This window comes from Microbacterium sp. IEGM 1404, assembly GCF_030056775.1.
Classification (GTDB): Bacteria; Actinomycetota; Actinomycetes; order Actinomycetales; family Microbacteriaceae; genus Microbacterium.
Genome location: NZ_JASHKP010000011.1, coordinates 1 through 263, shown reverse-complemented (window position 1 = coordinate 263; position 263 = coordinate 1). Strand labels below are relative to the sequence as shown.

Below are 263 nucleotides of genomic sequence, written 5' to 3'. Positions count from 1 at the left end.
TGCTATACGCCTGATACATCGACGCCCGCGCGACCCGCGGATTGCGCGGCACCCGCTCGGCGTGTCTCTCGATCATCGTCTTCGCCGCCGTGCTGTTCAAATTCACGATCGTCAACGTCTTCTTCAAGTGCCTCCACGCCTACTCCGGCCTGACCACCTGACGTCGCGGGGGTCTTTGCGGCATCCGAGTGTACAAAAAAACACGGATACGCGCATAGATAAGCGGCGTGTGTTTGACAAAAGGCCCGAACGATTACGGAGAC

At 58.6% G+C, this 263-nt stretch carries 1 pseudogene; it reads left to right on the top strand.

Features of this window, described 5'->3' with window-relative positions:
* Positions 1 to 14 precede the first annotated feature (14 nt).
* Positions 15 to 161 (top strand): annotated as a pseudogene (locus tag QM517_RS18525) (c-type cytochrome biogenesis protein CcsB); the annotation flags it as partial.
* Positions 162 to 263 lie beyond the last annotated feature (102 nt).